At 56.5% G+C, this 17,547-nt stretch carries 19 protein-coding genes; 6 read left to right on the plus strand and 13 right to left on the minus strand.

Annotated features, from left to right (window positions below; genetic code table 11):
• Positions 1 to 25 precede the first annotated feature (25 nt).
• The gene (tesA, locus tag ECL_RS06150; protein WP_013095913.1) at positions 26 to 649 is read right to left on the minus strand and encodes a multifunctional acyl-CoA thioesterase I/protease I/lysophospholipase L1; all 624 of its coding nucleotides are present in this window, start codon (positions 647 to 649) and stop codon (positions 26 to 28) included.
• Between tesA and ybbA the strand changes: the two genes are divergently transcribed.
• The 3 genes from ybbA (at position 620) to ECL_RS06165 (ending at position 5,045) form a co-directional block, all read left to right on the plus strand.
• Positions 620 to 1,306: a putative ABC transporter ATP-binding protein YbbA gene (ybbA, locus tag ECL_RS06155; protein ID WP_013095914.1), complete on the plus strand. Its 687-nt coding sequence runs from the start codon at positions 620 to 622 to the stop codon at positions 1,304 to 1,306. The genes tesA and ybbA overlap by 30 nt on opposite strands.
• Positions 1,303 to 3,717, plus strand: a complete 2,415-nt coding sequence (gene ybbP, locus ECL_RS06160) for a putative ABC transporter permease subunit YbbP (protein WP_013095915.1) — start codon at positions 1,303 to 1,305, stop codon at positions 3,715 to 3,717. Before ybbA ends, ybbP begins: the two co-directional genes overlap by 4 nt.
• Before the next feature lie 182 nt (positions 3,718 to 3,899).
• Complete coding sequence (locus ECL_RS06165) at positions 3,900 to 5,045, plus strand: porin (protein WP_013095916.1); 1,146 nt, start codon at positions 3,900 to 3,902, stop codon at positions 5,043 to 5,045.
• Between the two features lie 123 nt (positions 5,046 to 5,168).
• Here ECL_RS06165 and mnmH read toward each other — a convergent pair whose 3' ends face one another.
• The 7 genes from mnmH to ppiB all read right to left on the minus strand — a co-directional run bounded on the left by mnmH (position 5,169) and on the right by ppiB (position 9,889).
• On the minus strand, positions 5,169 to 6,239 hold the full coding sequence (gene mnmH / locus ECL_RS06170; protein WP_013095917.1) for a tRNA 2-selenouridine(34) synthase MnmH: 1,071 nt from the start codon (positions 6,237 to 6,239) through the stop codon (positions 5,169 to 5,171).
• Positions 6,240 to 6,334: 95 nt separating this feature from the next.
• The gene (purK, locus tag ECL_RS06175) at positions 6,335 to 7,402 is read right to left on the minus strand and encodes a 5-(carboxyamino)imidazole ribonucleotide synthase (protein ID WP_013095918.1); all 1,068 of its coding nucleotides are present in this window, start codon (positions 7,400 to 7,402) and stop codon (positions 6,335 to 6,337) included.
• Positions 7,399 to 7,908, minus strand: a complete 510-nt coding sequence (gene purE, locus ECL_RS06180) for a 5-(carboxyamino)imidazole ribonucleotide mutase (protein WP_013095919.1) — start codon at positions 7,906 to 7,908, stop codon at positions 7,399 to 7,401. Before purE ends, purK begins: the two co-directional genes overlap by 4 nt.
• Before the next feature lie 160 nt (positions 7,909 to 8,068).
• Positions 8,069 to 8,254 (minus strand): hypothetical protein, encoded by a 186-nt coding sequence (locus ECL_RS06185; RefSeq protein WP_013095920.1) that lies wholly within the window; start codon positions 8,252 to 8,254, stop codon positions 8,069 to 8,071.
• A 65-nt stretch (positions 8,255 to 8,319) separates the two neighbouring features.
• The gene (locus ECL_RS06190; protein WP_013095921.1) at positions 8,320 to 8,529 is read right to left on the minus strand and encodes a YdgH/BhsA/McbA-like domain containing protein; all 210 of its coding nucleotides are present in this window, start codon (positions 8,527 to 8,529) and stop codon (positions 8,320 to 8,322) included.
• A 139-nt stretch (positions 8,530 to 8,668) separates the two neighbouring features.
• The gene (gene lpxH / locus ECL_RS06195) at positions 8,669 to 9,391 is read right to left on the minus strand and encodes a UDP-2,3-diacylglucosamine diphosphatase (protein ID WP_013095922.1); all 723 of its coding nucleotides are present in this window, start codon (positions 9,389 to 9,391) and stop codon (positions 8,669 to 8,671) included.
• Between the two features lie 3 nt (positions 9,392 to 9,394).
• A complete protein-coding gene (gene ppiB / locus ECL_RS06200) occupies positions 9,395 to 9,889 on the minus strand; it encodes a peptidylprolyl isomerase B (protein ID WP_013095923.1) in 495 nt (164 codons plus the stop codon).
• Positions 9,890 to 10,063: 174 nt separating this feature from the next.
• Between ppiB and cysS the strand changes: the two genes are divergently transcribed.
• Complete coding sequence (gene cysS / locus ECL_RS06205; protein ID WP_013095924.1) at positions 10,064 to 11,449, plus strand: cysteine--tRNA ligase; 1,386 nt, start codon at positions 10,064 to 10,066, stop codon at positions 11,447 to 11,449.
• Between the two features lie 89 nt (positions 11,450 to 11,538).
• Here cysS and ECL_RS06210 read toward each other — a convergent pair whose 3' ends face one another.
• The 5 genes from ECL_RS06210 to folD form a co-directional block, all read right to left on the minus strand.
• Entirely contained in the window at positions 11,539 to 12,066 is a 528-nt protein-coding gene (locus tag ECL_RS06210) for a metal-dependent hydrolase (protein WP_013095925.1), read from the minus strand.
• Positions 12,067 to 12,140: 74 nt separating this feature from the next.
• Entirely contained in the window at positions 12,141 to 13,157 is a 1,017-nt protein-coding gene (gene malI / locus ECL_RS06215) for a Mal regulon transcriptional regulator MalI (RefSeq protein ID WP_013095926.1), read from the minus strand.
• Positions 13,158 to 13,240: 83 nt separating this feature from the next.
• The gene (locus ECL_RS06220; RefSeq protein WP_013095927.1) at positions 13,241 to 14,740 is read right to left on the minus strand and encodes a PTS transporter subunit EIIC; all 1,500 of its coding nucleotides are present in this window, start codon (positions 14,738 to 14,740) and stop codon (positions 13,241 to 13,243) included.
• 235 nt (positions 14,741 to 14,975) lie between these two features.
• Positions 14,976 to 15,188: a ribosome-associated protein YbcJ gene (gene ybcJ, locus ECL_RS06225; protein ID WP_013095928.1), complete on the minus strand. Its 213-nt coding sequence runs from the start codon at positions 15,186 to 15,188 to the stop codon at positions 14,976 to 14,978.
• Position 15,189: 1 nt separating this feature from the next.
• Positions 15,190 to 16,056 carry a bifunctional methylenetetrahydrofolate dehydrogenase/methenyltetrahydrofolate cyclohydrolase FolD gene (folD, locus tag ECL_RS06230; protein ID WP_013095929.1) on the minus strand — a complete coding sequence of 289 codons (867 nt, stop codon included), beginning with the start codon at positions 16,054 to 16,056 and terminating at the stop codon, positions 15,190 to 15,192.
• A 310-nt stretch (positions 16,057 to 16,366) separates the two neighbouring features.
• Here folD and fimA point away from each other — a divergent pair, with 310 nt between their 5' ends.
• Together fimA and fimI are read left to right on the plus strand one after the other, a co-directional pair.
• On the plus strand, positions 16,367 to 16,930 hold the full coding sequence (gene fimA, locus ECL_RS06235; RefSeq protein ID WP_013095930.1) for a type 1 fimbrial major subunit FimA: 564 nt from the start codon (positions 16,367 to 16,369) through the stop codon (positions 16,928 to 16,930).
• A gap of 68 nt (positions 16,931 to 16,998) precedes the next feature.
• Complete coding sequence (gene fimI, locus ECL_RS06240) at positions 16,999 to 17,544, plus strand: type 1 fimbrial protein subunit FimI (protein WP_013095931.1); 546 nt, start codon at positions 16,999 to 17,001, stop codon at positions 17,542 to 17,544.
• Positions 17,545 to 17,547 lie beyond the last annotated feature (3 nt).

Below are 17,547 nucleotides of genomic sequence, written 5' to 3' on the forward strand. Positions count from 1 at the left end.
TTTACCTGTCAGGATCTCCGCTTAATCAGGAGTCATGGTTAACTAAAGGAGCCAGCCGCGTTGCCATCCAGTCGGCAATAAACGGCTGTGCATCGCGATTGGGGTGGATCCCGTCATCCTGCATCCAGTTGGGTTTGAGATAGACCTCTTCCATGAAAAATGGCAGCAGCGGAATATCAAACTCGTTGGCAAGCTTAGGGTAGATCGCGCTAAAGGCTTCATTATACCGACGACCGTAGTTGGCGGGCAGGCGAATTTGCATCAGCAGCGGCTGGGCGTTCGCCGCTTTAATGTCCTTCAGGATGGTGCGCAGGGTTTGTTCCGTTTGCTGAGGCTGGAAGCCACGCAATCCGTCGTTACCGCCCAGCTCCACCAGCACCCATCGCGGTTGATGCTGTTTGAGCAAAGCCGGCAGGCGCGACAAGCCCTGTTGCGAGGTATCACCGCTGATGCTGGCGTTGATAACAGACGTTTTGCTCTGCCATTTTTCGTTGAGCAGAGCCGGCCAGGCCGCACTGGCCGCCATACGATAGCCTGCGCTGAGGCTGTCGCCGAGAACCAGTAACGTGTCCGCTGCCGCCGCGCGGAAAGTCATCAGAATCAAAAACAGGAAGGGCAAATGCCAGCGGAAAACATTGTTGAAGTTCATCGTCTTAAGAAGTCCGTCGGTCAGGGGGAACACGAGCTTTCCATCCTTACCGGAGTTGAACTCGTTGTCAAACCTGCCGAAACCATTGCGCTGATTGGCGAATCCGGTTCCGGTAAGTCCACGCTGCTGGCTATTCTGGCCGGACTGGACGACGGCAGCAGCGGCGAGGTTAATCTGGTCGGACAGCCGCTGCATCAGCTTGATGAAGAGGCGCGTGCCGCGCTACGTGCCCGTCACATCGGCTTTGTGTTTCAGTCCTTCATGCTGATCCCCACCCTGAACGCGCTGGAAAATGTTGAATTACCCGCGCTGCTGCGCGGAGAAAGCAGCCGTGAAAGCCGCGATCATGCGAAGGCATTGCTGGAACAGCTGGGGCTGGGGAAACGCCTTGACCATCTTCCGGCGCAGCTTTCCGGTGGAGAGCAGCAACGCGTGGCGCTGGCCCGCGCATTTAATGGTCGCCCGGAGGTGCTGTTTGCCGATGAACCCACCGGGAACCTGGACCGTAAAACCGGAGACAAAATTGCCGATCTGCTGTTCTCGCTCAACCGGGAACATGGCACCACGCTGATTCTGGTCACGCACGATCCGCAGTTGGCCGCCCGCTGCGATCGCCGCCTGCGGCTGGTCAACGGTGAATTGCAGGAGGAAGCATGATTGCCCGCTGGTTCTGGCGCGAGTGGCGCTCGCCTTCGCTGCTGATCGTCTGGCTGGCGTTAAGCCTGGCGGTGGCCTGCGTGCTGGCGCTGGGCAGCGTCAGCGATCGCATGGAGAAAGGGCTTAGCCAGCAAAGCCGCGAATTTATGGCGGGCGACAGGGCGCTGCAAAGCTCGCGCGCCGTCCCGCCGGGCTGGATCGACGAAGCGCGCAAGCGGGGGCTCAAGGCCGGGGAGCAGATAAGCTTCCAGACCATGACCTTCGCCGGTGACACGCCGCAGCTGGCCAGCGTCAAAGCCGTGGATAATATCTACCCGATGTACGGTGAACTGCAGACCAGCCCGCCAGGCGTCAAGCCGAAACCCGGTACGGTGCTGCTGGCACCGCGACTGATGGCGCTGCTGAACCTGAAAACAGGTGACAGCATCGACGTGGGGGACGCGACGCTGACCATTGCCGGGGAGGTGGTTCAGGAACCCGATTCCGGCTTCAATCCGTTCCAGCTCGCCCCACGCTTGCTGATGAACACCGCAGACGTGGCAAAAACCAACGCCGTCCAGCCGGGGAGCCGTGTCACCTGGTGCTATAAGTTTGGCGGCACGCCTGCGCAGCTGGAGGCGTATGAAAAATGGCTTCTGCCGCAGTTAAAACCGGAGCACCGCTGGTACGGGCTTGAGCAGGATGAGGGTGCGCTCGGCAAGTCTCTTGAACGCTCTCAGCAGTTTCTGCTGCTCTCGGCGCTGTTAACCCTGCTGCTGGCTGTCGCGGCGGTAGCCGTGGCGATGGGACACTACTGCCGCAGCCGTTACGATCTGGTGGCGATCCTCAAAACTCTTGGCGCGGGCAGGGCGCAATTGCGGAGGCTGATTGTCGGCCAGTGGCTGATGGTGCTGGCGCTGTCGGCCGTCACCGGTGGGGCGACAGGTCTGCTGTTTGAAAAGCTGCTGATGATGCTCCTGAAACCGGTACTGCCTGCCGCGCTGCCGCCAGCAAGCCTCTGGCCGTGGCTGTGGGCGATTGGCGCGATGACCGTGATTTCATTGCTGGTGGGGTTGCGCCCGTACCGGCTCCTGCTCGCCACCCAGCCGCTGCGCGTGCTGCGCCGCGATGTGGTGGCCAGCGTCTGGCCGCTTAAATACTACCTGCCGGTGATGATAGCCGTTGTGATCGGGCTCCTTGCCTGGCTGATGGGCGGGAGTACCCTGCTGTGGGCCGTGTTGGTTGGGGCGGTGGTTCTGGCGCTGCTGTGTGGCATGCTGGGCTGGATGTTGCTCACTGTTCTGAAAAGGATGACGATTAAATCCCTTCCCGTGCGGCTGGCGGTGAACCGTCTGCTGCATCAGCCGTGGTCAACGCTGAGCCAGCTTTCGGCGTTTTCGCTCTCGTTTATGCTGCTGGCGCTTTTGCTGGTGCTGCGCGGCGATCTGCTGGATCGCTGGCAACAGCAGCTTCCGCCGGAAAGCCCGAACTATTTTCTGATCAATATTGCTCCAGAACAGGTGACACCACTGAAGGGTTTTCTCTCTGAGCATCACATTATTCCCGAGTCGTTCTATCCGATCGTGCGTGCGCGCCTGACGCAGATCAACGGTCAGTCGACGGAGGGGAATAAAGATGAGTCGCTCAACCGTGAGCTAAACCTGACCTGGCAGGAGAAGCGCCCGGATCACAACCCGATCACCGCCGGAAGCTGGCCGCCAAAGGCCGGGGAAGTGTCGATGGAAGAGGGGCTGGCAAAGCGTCTGAATGTGAAGCTGGGAGATAGCGTGACCTTTACCGGCGACACGCAGGATTTCAGCGCCAGAGTGACCAGCCTGCGCAAAGTGGACTGGGAAAGCCTGCGGCCAAACTTCTTCTTTATCTTCCCTGTCGGGGCGCTGGATGGACAGCCGCAGAGCTGGCTCACCAGCTTCCGCTGGGAAAACGGCAACGGCATGTTGACGCAGCTTAACCGGGAATTCCCGACGGTCAGCCTGCTGGATATTGGCGCGATACTGAAACAGGTCGGTCAGGTGCTGGAGCAGGTCAGCCGCGCGCTGGAGGTGATGGTGGTACTGGTGACGATTTGCGGCGTGCTGTTGCTACTGGCACAGGTGCAGGTTGGCATGCGTCAGCGTCATCAGGAGCTGGTGGTCTACCGTACGCTGGGAGCCAGCAAGCGTCTGCTGAGGGCTACGCTGTGGAGCGAGTTCGCCCTGCTGGGGCTGGTGGCAGGCCTGGTGGCCGCCATTGGCGCAGAGGCGGCGCTGGCAGTGCTGCAGTCGAAAGTCTTCGACTTCCCGTGGGAGCCAGACTGGCGCCTGTGGCTGACGCTGCCGGTGTGCGGTGCGCTTTTGCTTTCGCTTTGCGGCGGCTGGCTTGGAACGCGGCTGTTAAAAGGCAAAGCATTGTTCCGCCAGTTTGTCAGTTAGTTCACAGACGTGATGGTTGCGTGCCGGTTTAAATGCTGGTGCGCAGTCCGTTAACAGCACAAATCGATAATATCCACTCATTTAGTAGCACAAAACATTAAAAACCCGCCCACACAGCCCGATTATTTCCAGTTAATATTCACACGCTAAATATTTAGCAGCGTGTCTATTAAGGAAAAATAATGACTATAAAAACAACCGCGCTGGCGACAGCTATTGGCGCAGCAGTGGCATTAACCTCCTTCGCATCTCAGGCGGAAATCACAGTTCTTAAGCAAGATCCTCAGGCGGGTAACCCGCTGAGCCGTCTGAACTTTACCGTTGGCGGCAGTATTCGTCCTCAGTTCCAGAACATGACGGGCGACGATGGTAAAAACAGCTACAAACGTAACGGTTTCGACGGCGGCACCCGTTTCCGTTTTGCGGCAGATTACTATCTGTTCGACGACATCAGCTGGATCAGCTACTACGAACTGGGTGTGAATATCCCTGCCCAGTTCAACTGGGATCATCACTATGCCGAAGGTGCTCACGACACCACGCGCCGTATGCTCTACACCGGCCTGAAGAGCGACACCTGGGGTACGCTGACCTTCGGTCAACAGAACAGCGTGTACTATGATGTGGTGGGTGTGAAAACCGATATCTGGGACTACGACATGATCGGTCAGGCACCAGGTAACGGTATCAACGGCGACTACGATGGCTCTTATCGTTCACGCAATATGCTGAAATATAAGAAAACCGTTGGCGATGCTGATATCTACGCCTCTTACCTGTTTGAAGACAGCGAATACCTGCCGGGCAACGGTCTGCGCTACAAGCGTAAAGGCGGCGGTTCCCTGGGTATCGATTACCACCTGACCACCGATCTGACCTGGGGCGCGGCATGGAACTACACCCGTGCGGATATGCGTAACCCGGACAACGGCGACAGCAAAACCTATGACCAGAACATCCTCGGTACCGCGCTCAGCTGGACACCGGATAACTGGACCTTCTCTGCTGGCGGCGGCTGGTACCAGAACTTCCTGACCACCAAAAAAGTGTCTGTTAACGACTACTTTGCCGGTGACGCATGGGGTATCGAATACTTCGCAGGGTACAAATTCCCAATCAATCAGTATGCGGTTAAATCCATCCAGCCATACTTCATGGGTGACCGTATCGAGTACGTGAACGGCCGTAACTACCAGCGCATCGACAACGGTGTGGGTATCAGCTTCCAGCTGGACTACGGTTTCCGTGTGGATTACGAACACGTGTTCACCTCCAGCACCGACAACCTGGGCGATATGAACCTGGTGCGTCTGCGTTACGACTTCTAATGTCGAAGCACAGGGTGCGGTCTGATGCCCTCACCCTGACCCTCTCCCACAGGGAGAGGGTACAAACATTAAAAACGGCAACCAGGTTGCCGTTTTGCTTTTACCTCGCCACCCGGCTTTCTTTCAGCGATCAAGCCAGTTAGCGACCTCGCCATACGTCCCGCGATATACAATCTTTTCTTCCTTCTTCTCCAGCTGATAACCGTACATCGGGTCGTAATAATCTCTGAGCAGCGGCGCAAGCCAGCTAAAGTGTGCGTCAGTGCTGCCAGAGCGTTGTTGTTCCAGCAGTGCGGAATCTAACAGCGCGGTGAATTCCGCATAACGCTGCAGCCCCAGACGGCGGCGAATGGCGAACAGACCGTGGTGCAGATACTCGCTATACTCCTTCCAGCCCGCCTCTTCGCCGTAGGCGGCAGAAAAATCGGCCCACATATGGTCGAAATACTCTTCGCGCAGGCGCTCAAGACGAATGTCAAACGGATCCTCTACCACCACGATAGGGGCTTCGGCCATCCGGTCGCGCAGGCATTCCGGCAGATGGTTAGAGCCAATCATCCTGCCCTCATCCTCCAGCACCCAACGTGTAGCATCTTTTTTCAACAGCTCGACGGCCAGATGATTTTCAAAGCTTGCCTGGGAAAGCTGTGGTGTAAGCGTGCGGCCAAACGATGAGCCGCGATGGTGGGCCAGCCCTTCCAGATCGATCCCCTGCGCGTGCTGCTTCACCAGCAACGTTTTACCGTTTCCGGTACAGCCGCCGATAAGCACCATCGGTTTTTGTGACTGCTCAATAGTGACCTGAATCGCCGTCTGACGCAGGGCTTTATAGCCGCCGCGGATCAGCGTGTAATCCACGCCCGCCTCTTTCAGCCAGGCCTGCGTGATATGCGAGCGCTGTCCGCCGCGCGCACAGCAGATAAAGCCCTCAGGTCGGGCAAGACAGGCTTCGCGCCAGGCGTTGATCCGGGCCTCCCGCGTGTCGCCGTTCACCAGACTATGGCCGAGCGCCAGCGCAGCGTCGGGCCCCTGGCGTTTGTAGCAGGTCCCCACGGCGGCGCGTTCGTCGTCGTTCATCAAAGGCAGGTTGATTGCCGCAGGCATCGCACCCTGCGCAAATTCGATCGGCGCGCGAACGTCAATCAAAGGGGTATCGGACGCGAGTATCGCGCGATAATCCGTTCCATCGTTCATGGTTTTTCCAGAAATCAAAACAGCAATGGAGGGGGATTTTACGCGCGTGAGGAGAGGCCGGGGAAGGGGAAGATCAACTCCCCGGCAATTATCGCTTATTTGAGCTTTGATTGCGCCCAGACAATCCCGCTTGCGTATTCCGGCGGCAGGAGAGGGATCATCGCTTCCAGGGTAGCGCTCAGGCGGCCTGCGTCGCTGTCGTTCAGGTTCAGGTGACCCACTTTACGCCCCGGACGAACCTCTTTGTCGTACCAGTGCAGGTGCACCAGCGGCAGCTTCAGCCAGTCGTAGTTCAGATCGGTACCGATCAGGTTGATCATCACTGAAGGGCTGTTAACCACCGGCTGCGGCAGCGGCAGGTCAGTAATGGCGCGCAGGTGCAGCTCAAACTGGCTGATTGATGCGCCGTTTTGCGTCCAGTGACCGCTGTTGTGAACGCGCGGTGCCAGTTCGTTGATCAGCAGACCAGACGGCGTTACAAAACACTCCATAGCCATCACGCCCACATAACCCAGTTCATGCATAATGGCCGAGAGCATCTCTTCCGCCTGGGCCTGCTGTTCAGCATTGGCCTGCGGGAAGGCGACGCTGGTGCGTAAGATCCCGTCCTGATGCAGGTTATGGGTCAGAGGATAAAATACGGTACGCCCGTCGTGGCCGCGAGCGCCAACCAGCGACACTTCACCGCTGAAGTTGATGCCCTGCTCAACGATGCACTCTCCGTAGCACTCTTCCGGCAGTTCGGCGGTTTCGTGCGCGCGCAAACGCCACTGTCCGCGGCCGTCATAACCGCCGACGCGACGCTTTACAATCGCCAGTTCGCCCAGCATAGCGAAGACATCGTTCCACTCGCTTTTATCAGACAGCAACTGCCACGGCGCGGTCGCCAGTCCGAGCTTGTCGAACAGCTGTTTTTGCGTCAGACGGTCAGCAATGATTGGGAACACGTCGCGGTTCACAAAAGCGTTATGGCGCGCCAGTTCACGGGTCAGCGCGGTTTCCGGCCAGCGTTCAATCTCAGCGGTAATGACGCTCTGGTGGAACGGCACGGCTTCGGGTTCGGCATCCAGACCGACCGGCCAGACGGCAATACCCAGTGGTTCACCGGCCTGGCGCAGCATGCGGCCTAACTGACCGTTACCGAGGACGCAAACCTGCTTCATGCCGCACCCCGCGGGTCCGGGTTGTCCAGCACTTCGTCGGTCTGGGCTTTACGCCAGTCCGCCAGACGCTGATGTAAGGCTTTATCGTGCGTCGCCAGGATCTGCGCCGCCAGCAGAGCCGCGTTTGCCGCGCCCGCTTTGCCGATGGCCAGCGTACCCACAGGAATGCCACGCGGCATCTGCACGATGGAGTAAAGGCTGTCGACACCGCTCAGTGCGGCGCTCTGCACCGGAACACCCAGTACCGGCACCAGCGTTTTGGCGGCAATCATGCCCGGCAGATGTGCTGCGCCACCCGCACCAGCAATGATCACCTCGTAACCGTTCTCTTGCGCGCTTTCGGCAAAGCTGAACAGTTTATCCGGCGTGCGGTGTGCGGAAACCACTTCAACGTGGTGAGGAACATTCAGGATTTCAAAGATTTCGGCGGCGAACTGCATGGTAGCCCAGTCGCTTTTGGACCCCATCACGATGGCGACACGCGCCGGATTATTGCGGGAAGACATGCGTCTTAAAACTCCTGTGGTGCGAAACACACTGCTTTCGAGGGCACAGAGAATAGCATGTAATACGGGCAAGGAAAACGGTTGCGCGGTTAAAAACCGAGCCGTTGTGGTGCGCGGGAATAACAAAACAGACCGCATTCAGGCGGTCTGTTTTGAGAGGTTACTGAAGATCCCCTGCGGTCAGGTTCTCTTTGTCGAATGCGTGGCTGACATCAATATGATTCACCATGCTGGTGTCGATATTCGAGCCGGCTTCCGGTACACAGAAGCCATTCTCTGCTGCCATCGCGCCAGTGGACAGTCCAGCGACCAGCAGCAGGGCACTTACGATGCTGATTTTTTTCATTCTCTTTCCTTCCTCATCGTCTTGTCGCTGTCGCGGATCTACTGGCGGCACGGCAAACGGCGATCTTATTTAGTCAGTTCTGCAGTCATGTGCACGCGGTTATTGAACTGTGCGCTGGTGATTTTGTAAGACGCGCCCTGTTCAGCAGCCTGAGCGGCAATTTTCGCTTCTGCACGATCCAGAGTTGAGGCTGTCGCGCTAACGCTTTGTGCGAAAGAACCGAAAGAGATCAGAGACAGAGCGGCAACTGCAACGAAAGTTTTGATAGATTTCATGGTCGTAATCCTTAAGTGTTTTGTTTGGGATAGGGCGTGTTGCCCTGATGTGATAAATGATAGGCCGACCACGGGCTGATTAAAATCGAAACAATTTGCCGATATCGTTCAAAAAAATAGAATGAGTTTTGCGGGGAGATTAAAACGGGAAAGCGATCAGTTCCACACCTTCAGGCGTGACTTTCACCATCGATCCTTCGCTGTGCCACGCGCCCAGTACCACACGGTGAGCCGGTTCGCCGTTGGCGACCAACGTATGCACGTCGGGACGGTGGGTATGACCATGGATCAACCACTGGATGTGGTGTTTCTCCATCATGTTGACCACTGCCTGCGGGTTGACGTCCATGATGGTCATCGACTTACTGCTGTTGGCGGCTTTACTGCCCGCGCGCATTCTGGCGGCGATACGGTTCCGGATAAACAGCGGCAGGGCAAGAAACACCTTTTGGATCCACGGGGTGTGGACCTTCGCGCGAAACGCCTGATAGCCGGTATCGTCCGTACAGAGCGTGTCACCGTGCATGATCAGGACTTTTCGACCATAGAGGTCAAGCACCTGTTCTTCTGGCAGCAGCGTCATGCCGCTTTCGCGGGCGTAGCGAGGGCCGACCAGAAAATCGCGGTTGCCGTGAATGAAGTAGCAGGGAACGCCGGAGGTGACCAGCGCGTGAATGGCGGCAGCCATTTCACGGTGCAGCGGGTTGGGGTCGTCGTCGCCGATCCAGGCTTCAAACAGGTCGCCAAGGATGTAAAGCGCGTCGGCGTGTCTGGCTTCACCCGCTAAAAAACGCAGAAAACCGGCGGTGATCGCCGGTTCTTCTGTTTGCAGGTGCAAATCTGCAATAAAGAGTGTCGCCACGAATTACTCGCTGACGGCCACGCTGGTAATCACAACGTCTTCTTTTGGAACGTCCTGATGCATGCCGCTGCGGCCGGTGGAAACAGCTTTGATCTTGTCGACCACGTCCATGCCTTCAACCACTTCTGCGAATACGCAGTAGCCCCAACCCTGCAGGCTTTCGCCGGAGAAGTTCAGGAAGTCGTTGTCAGCCACGTTGATGAAGAACTGCGCGGTGGCAGAGTGAGGTGCCTGAGTACGCGCCATCGCCAGCGTGCCGCGGGTGTTTTTCAGGCCGTTATTGGCTTCGTTTTTGATCGCTTCTTTTGTTTCTTTCTGCTTCATACCCGGTTCAAAACCGCCGCCCTGGATCATAAAGCCGTTGATCACACGGTGGAAAATGGTGTTGTTGTAGAAACCTTCGCGGCAATAGTCCAGGAAGTTTTTAACTGTTTCAGGCGCTTTGTCATCAAAGGTTTTGATTACGATATCGCCATGATTAGTGTGGAAAGTAACCATTTTTGCATCCTGTTCCGTTATTGTGGTACGTCGACCCGCGTTCGGGTCAGATATAGGGGCCTGTTATAGCATAACCACAGGATGCGATCACCTTGCATTGTGTGCTGCTTCGGGTTTGAATTACGGGTAGAATACCCGGTTTTCGTCCACACACGTGTTTACATGGAATCTTCGATGTTAAAAATCTTTAATACAATGACGCGCCAGAAAGAGGAATTTAAACCTATCCATGCCGGGGAAGTCGGCATGTACGTGTGTGGTATTACGGTTTACGATCTCTGTCATATCGGCCATGGCCGTACCTTTGTCGCATTCGATGTCGTGTCGCGTTACCTGCGTTTCCTCGGGTATAACCTGAAGTACGTGCGTAACATCACCGATATTGACGACAAAATCATCAAGCGCGCTAATGAAAATGGCGAAAGCTTTGTCGCACTGGTGGATCGTATGATCGTTGAGATGCACAAGGATTTCGACGCGTTAAACATTTTGCGCCCGGACAGCGAGCCGCGTGCGACCCACCATATTCATGAAATTATCGACATCACTGAAAAGCTGATCGCACGCGGCCACGCGTACGTTGCGGACAATGGCGACGTGATGTTCTCAGTGCCAACCGATCCTACCTACGGCTCGCTTTCCCGTCAGGATCTTGACCAACTGCAGGCTGGCGCGCGCGTTGACGTGGTTGACGTGAAGCGTAACCCCATGGACTTCGTGCTGTGGAAGATGTCCAAAGAGGGCGAACCAAGCTGGCCATCTCCATGGGGAGAAGGGCGTCCGGGCTGGCACATTGAGTGCTCGGCGATGAACTGCAAACAGCTGGGCAAACATTTTGACATTCACGGCGGCGGTTCAGACCTCATGTTCCCGCACCACGAAAACGAAATCGCGCAGTCCACCTGTGCGCACGGCGGCGAGTATGTGAACTACTGGATGCACTCCGGGATGGTGATGGTTGACCGCGAGAAGATGTCTAAATCGCTGGGCAACTTCTTCACCGTGCGTGACGTGCTGAAGTATTACGATGCGGAAACCGTGCGTTACTTTTTGATGTCGGGCCACTACCGCAGCCAGCTGAACTACAGTGAAGAGAACCTGAAACAGGCACGCTCTGCGCTGGAGCGTCTGTACACTGCGTTGCGCGGTACCGACAAGTCCGTGGAGGCCGCGGGCGGCGAGGCGTTTGAGGCCCGCTTTGTTGAGGTGATGAACGATGATTTCAACACCCCGGAAGCCTACTCGGTGCTGTTCGATATGGCGCGTGAAGTCAACCGCCTGAAGTCAGAAGATATGGCGGCGGCGAATGCGCTGGCTGCTCACCTGCGTAAACTCTCTTCCGTGCTTGGCCTGCTGGAGCAGGAGCCGGATGCCTTCCTGCAGAGCGGTGCGCAGGCGGATGACGGCGAAGTGGCAGAGATTGAAGCGCTGATTAACGCGCGTCTGGAAGCCCGTCAGGCGAAAGACTGGGCGGCAGCGGATGCGGCGCGCAATCGCCTGACCGAGATGGGGATCATCCTGGAAGATGGCCCACAGGGGACCACCTGGCGCCGTAAGTAATTTTCCCCTCACCCTAACCCTCTCCCACAGGGAGAGGGGATTGTTAGGTGTTCTCCCTCTCCCTGTGGGAGAGGGCCGGGGTGAGGGCATCAGCGTGCACGCTTTCGCCACCACAACAACCCCATCAGCACCACTCCCGGCAGCCACACCCACAGTAGTTCAGAGATAATCACCTGATGCCCGTACGGCGTGGTATAGCGCGACAGGGCAAACGGGGCGACCTTAATCACCTGCCAAGGCGCAAAGAAGCGTTCATCTGACCACGGCCACAGCCAGCCGACGCCCTTACCGCCGGTGGTGATGGAATCCAGCAGGCTGTGCGACAGCAGCGACACGGTTAAAAACAGCCAGCAGCGCGTCAAACTTGCCCTGAACCATCGTCGCCCGACCAGTACGCAGAGTATCGGCACCACAAAGGCAAACAGCAGTGAATGGGTAAAGCCGCGATGGCCGAAAACATTGCCGTAAGCAACGCCGAACTTAAACGCCAGCACGTCGGCATCGGGCAGCATCGCGAGCACGACACCGGCGAAAAGCAGGCGGGGAGGAATAACCCGGGTTCCCAGGCCTAAGCCCAGGCAAAGCGGAACAGCAGCGTGTGTGATAACGGTAGGCATCGTAATTTTCCATGACAAATCATGGGAATATAGCAGCGATTTTGCTGGAACTGACCTGTGCTAAATTCCGATTTTTACGCCGATTCCCGCGCGATAAGCTGGCCGGAGAGGGTAATGCGCTGCGTCTGCAGCTCTGGCTCTTTCAGCTTACGGATGATAAGACCCGCCGCCTGGCGGCCTGTCTCGTCACTGGCGGAGGAGACATAGGTAAACGACGGCGAGGTCAGGTTGACGTGCAGCATATCTTCAAAGCCCACCAGCGCGACCTGCTGCGTCAGAAACACGTCTTTTCCCACGGTGCGGCCCACCTGATGAATGCCGCTAATGCAGCCGATCATCGCATCCGGTGAATGACATAGCAGGGCGGTGATGGTGTTGTTTTTCTCAAGCAGCTGGCGGGTCGCCATTGCGGCGGCTTGCGTGTCATCGCTGCAGGCCGGGGAGCTTTCATCGCGCCACACCAGCCCGTTCTGGGTCATTGCGCTGCGAAATCCAAGCAGGCGCTGCTCGCGAATAAGGCAGCCTTCCCGTCCGCCAATGTAGGCGATGTTGCGGTGCCCGCGCTCGATAAGATAGCGCGCGGCCAGGTTTGCCGCCTGGCGGTTATCGCGCATCACCAGGTTGCATTTTTCATCCAGTAGAGACTGCGAGACCACCACCAGCGGCAGCAGGCACTGGCGGATCTGCTCCGGCAGGGTTGGGGAGCGCGTATCCGACGCGAGATAGATCACGCCCGCCACGCCCTGTTGCTTAAAGGAGAGCAGGGTGCGCTCTAAATGCTCCCGATCGTTCAGCGGCTGGCCGAGAAAAACCATATAGCCCTGCTTCTCCAGCTCCTGGACGATACTCGCCATGACTTTGATGGAAAAACTGTCGCTGAAATCACGCAGGATCAGGCCGATCAGGTTGGAGGTGTTGGCGCGAAGGTTGGCAGCGGCAACGTTATGAACATAGCCCAGCGTCGTGATGGCGGCATTGACCTTCTCGATCGTTGCTTCGGAGATTTTCCCTTTCTGGCGCAGCACCAGCGATACGGTAGAGACCGACACACCCGCGTGCTTTGCGACATCAATGATGCTGACTTTCTTCAAAACCGCTCCCTGAAATTTACCGATTATCAGCCAGATACGACACGTCTCTCAGCCTACAGGAGACGTGTCGTTCCGGCATCTTATTATTTGCCAATCATGGTGGACATGGTCTGGGCGATAAACTGTGCTCTGGCACCGAAAATCACCTGAATTCCGTTATCACCCACGAAGACCACGCCGCGTGCACCGAGTCCGTTCAGGCCATCTTTATCCACCGCATCACTTTTTGCCACTTCCAGGCGCAGACGGGTGATACAGGAGCCAACGGAGTCGATGTTGTGCGCACCGCCCAGCAGGGTAATGATTTCGGTGGCGAGTTCAGAATCGGATTTATCATCCGCGCTGGCGGTCACTTCGGTACGGCCCGGCGTTTTCACGTCAAAGCGACGGATCACGAAACTGAAGGTGAAGTAATAAATCAGGCCCATCGGAATACCAATGATAATGGCATTGAGGAAGTTGGTCTGATAGCCGTTGAATGACGGCAGGATCCCGAACGACAGATAATCGATAAAGCCTGCCGAGAACGACTTGGCGATATGGGCGTGCAGCAGATACATGGTCATGTACGCCAGGCCCGCCATAATGGCGTTAAAGACGTAGAGGATCGGCGCGACGAAGATGAAAGTGAACTCCACCGGCTCGGTGATCCCCGTCAGGAAGCAGGTGAGTGCCGCAGAGAACAGAATACCGGCCGCGATTTTTTTATTTTTGGTATGCGCTTCATGATACATCGCCAGACACGCCGCAGGCAGGGCAAACAGCATCAGCGGGAATTCACCCTGCATGAACTTACCGGCGTTCTGGTAGGTGTCGCTGCTGAAGGATTTCACCCCTTCTTCCAGCATCTTGAACCAGATGGTCTGGTCGCCGTGGATCACCTGGCCCGCCTGAGTGGTGTAATCACCAAATGAATACCAGAAAGAGGGATACCAGATATGGTGCAGACCGAGCGGGATGAGGGCGCGTTCGACCAGACCGAAGATAAAGGTTGAGGCGGCCTGATTATCGCCGTTCACCACCACGGAGAGCGCGTCGATGCCTGCCTGAATGTGTTGCCAGACGTAGGGCAGCAGCAGACCGAGCAGGAACGAGAGAAACGCCGTGGCAATCGCCACAAAGCGTTTGCCGGAGAAGAAGCCAAGGAACTCCGGCAGCTGCATGGTGTGGAAACGGTTATAGCACCACGCCGCCAGAATACCGCAGATAAGCCCGCCAAAGACGCCCATCTGCAGCGTCGGGATGCCTACCACCATAGCGTATTTACCGCCCTGAGAGGCCATTTCCGGCGTAATGCTCAGCACGGTACTGATGGTGATATTGGTAACAAACACCGAGACGGCGGCAGACAGTGCGGCAATGCCGGATTCCGATGCCAGACCCACGGCGGAGCCAATGGCAAACAGCATGGGCAGGTTATCAAAGATAACCCCACCCGCGTTCATCATCAGCGGCAGGTGAAACTTATCGCCAAAGGCCAGCAGCAGGCCCGCAGCGGGAAGCAGTGAAATTGGCAGCATTAAGGCGCGACCAATCATCGATAACTTAGACAGCGATTTAACAAACCCTGATATCAGACTCATGCTGATTTCCCCCGAGAAGCGCTTTTTTTGGCGCTGTTATTGTAAGTATAACGTTTTAGTAGAACGTTCTACTTATCGTGGGCAAAGCGTGAAAAACGCGCAACTCAATTTTCACTTTTCAACAGATGAAATAGTGATTATTTGAAGTTGATCGATAATTAACCGTGATAGGTGTGCGGGGATTGTTATCCCCTCTCCCGGCCGGGAGAGGGTTAGGGTGAGGGCATCAGACGGCTCAGGCCGTAACGGTCACGCTCTGACCTTCAAAGCTGACGGTCTGACCGGCAACAATCTTGCAGCGCTTACGCGTTTCTACCACGCCGTCGACGAAAACCAGCCCGTCGGCAATGGCGATCTTGGCCTGCGCACCGCTCTCGCTCCAGCCTTCCAGCTTCAGCAGATCGCACAGCTCAACGTGTGGATGTTTACCTAATGAAAATGTCGCCATGTTACGCGTCCTCTACGTCGTGATACTCCTCGCATGCCTGCAAGGTATTCTGAATCAGGGTTGCTACGGTCATTGGGCCTACGCCGCCCGGTACCGGGGTGATGTAAGAGGCACGCGCTGCGGCATCTTCATAAACCACGTCGCCAACCACTTTGCCGTTTTCCAGACGGTTAATCCCGACGTCCACGACAATCGCCCCTTCCTTAATCCATTCCCCGGGAATGAAGCCCGGCTTACCGACCGCGACGATCAGCAGATCGGCATTCTCGACGTGATGACGCAGGTTTTTGGTGAAGCGGTGGGTCACGGTGGTGGTGCAACCGGCCAGCAGCAGCTCCATGCTCATCGGACGGCCCACGATGTTGGAGGCGCCAATCACTACGGCGTTCAGACCGTAGGTGTCGATGTTATAACGCTCCAGCAGCGTCACGATGCCGCGTGGGGTGCAGGGACGCAGGCGCGGCGCGCGCTGGCACAGACGGCCAACGTTATACGGGTGGAAACCGTCCACGTCTTTATCCGGTGCGATACGCTCCAGTACCTTCACGTTGTCGATGCCTGCCGGCAGCGGCAGCTGGACCAGAATACCGTCGATCTCTTTATCGGCATTCAGGGTGTCAATAAGTTCCAGCAGTTCTGCTTCGGTGGTGGTTTCTGGCAAATCGTAAGAGCGGGAGACGAACCCCACCTCTTCACACGCTTTGCGTTTGCTGCCGACATAAATCTGCGATGCCGGGTTGCTACCAACCAGCACAACGGCAAGCCCTGGTGCGCGAAAACCAGCCGCTTTACGCGCCTTCACTTTTTCCGCAACCTCAGAGCGCACCTGCTGCGCAATCGTTTTACCGTCAATAATCTTTGCTGCCATCAGAGAGAAGATTCCGTCTGTAACGTTTGAAAGGGGGGATGGCCTGTATTTTGTCAGAAGCGAGCGCCGCTGTCAGTCACCCTTTGCGAGTTTTCCTCCGGCGGGCGTAAAGACCCTTCTCGGGTGATGGTCAATTTCTTAGGCGGGATTAGGATGTGACCTGGTAAAATGGCAGCGTTTTGACATATTTAAAAATAGTTTCCTGAGCTACTTTGTCTCCTCCGAAATAAGCTTTCAATTTTTCAATTGAACATATTTCTTATTCCCGATAATTCGCGGGAAGGGTTATTTACATTTTAAAGGAATAGACATGAAACTCAGCAACATTGCTTCTACTGTTATTGCTTCACTGGCCCTGGTCGCGGGTGCCGCTCACGCTGCCGATCCGGTTACGCCAGTTTCCGTAAATGGCGGTACCGTGCATTTTAAAGGTGAACTGGTTAATGCTGCATGTTCAGTAAATACCGATTCTTCCGAGCAGACTGTTAATCTCGGTCAGTACCGTACCGCGAAATTCACCAAAGTGGGTGATACCACCACCAATATTCCATTCACCATCGAACTGAACGATTGCGATCCGCTGGTGGCGAAAACGGCTGCTGTGGCGTTCACCGGTCAGATCGACGCAACTGACAAAACCCTGCTGGCAGTGACTTCCGGTAGCAACGACAACACCGCGAAAGGTGTTGGTATCGAGATCCTCGACAGCAAATCCAGCGTTCTGACGCCAGACGGTGCCACCTTCTCTGCTGCGCAGAACCTGATCCAGGGCACCAACACCCTGAACTTCAGCGCGCGTTATAAAGCCACTGCTGCGACCACTGAACCAGGCCAGGCAAACGCTGACGCCACTTTCGTTATGAAATACGAATAATTCCTCCGTACAGGGATGTTTTGGCCTCAGGGATGAGGCCCGTCATACGCTCAGGCCAGGAACGAAGGATGACAAGGACAGGAACACTACTGCTGTTAACCCTTGCGATGGCTTCCCAGGCATTCGCCCATACGGTGGTGATTGACGGCGGCAAAGTACACCTCCGGGGTGAACTGGTGAACGGCGGCTGCGCCGTGGCGCCGGACAGCCAGAATATGCGCATCGATATGGGACAATACCGGACCAACTCGTTTTCCGGGGTGGGCAGTTTTTCCACCGTAAATGTGCCTTTTACCGTGCGGCTGCTGGATTGCAGCGTGGATGTCTCACGCACCGTCGGGATCCAGTTCCAGGGAATCACGCCCGCGGAAGACCCGCAGGTTTTTCTGGCAACATCGCGCCCCGGTGAAACACCCATCAGCAGCGGGGTGGGGCTGGCACTCTTTGACGAACAGCAGCGTCAGATTATCCCCAACGCCACGGCGGTCAGCTGGCTGCCCATTGATACCCGCGAGCTTGCGTTTCATTTTAGCGCCCGATATCGGGCTATTTCCGAACACCTTGTGCCAGGCAATATTCAGTCGGATGTCTGGTTTACGTTGATTTATCCATAACAC

It is taken from the genome of Enterobacter cloacae subsp. cloacae ATCC 13047, from assembly GCF_000025565.1.
GTDB classification, from domain to species: Bacteria; Pseudomonadota; Gammaproteobacteria; order Enterobacterales; family Enterobacteriaceae; genus Enterobacter; species Enterobacter cloacae.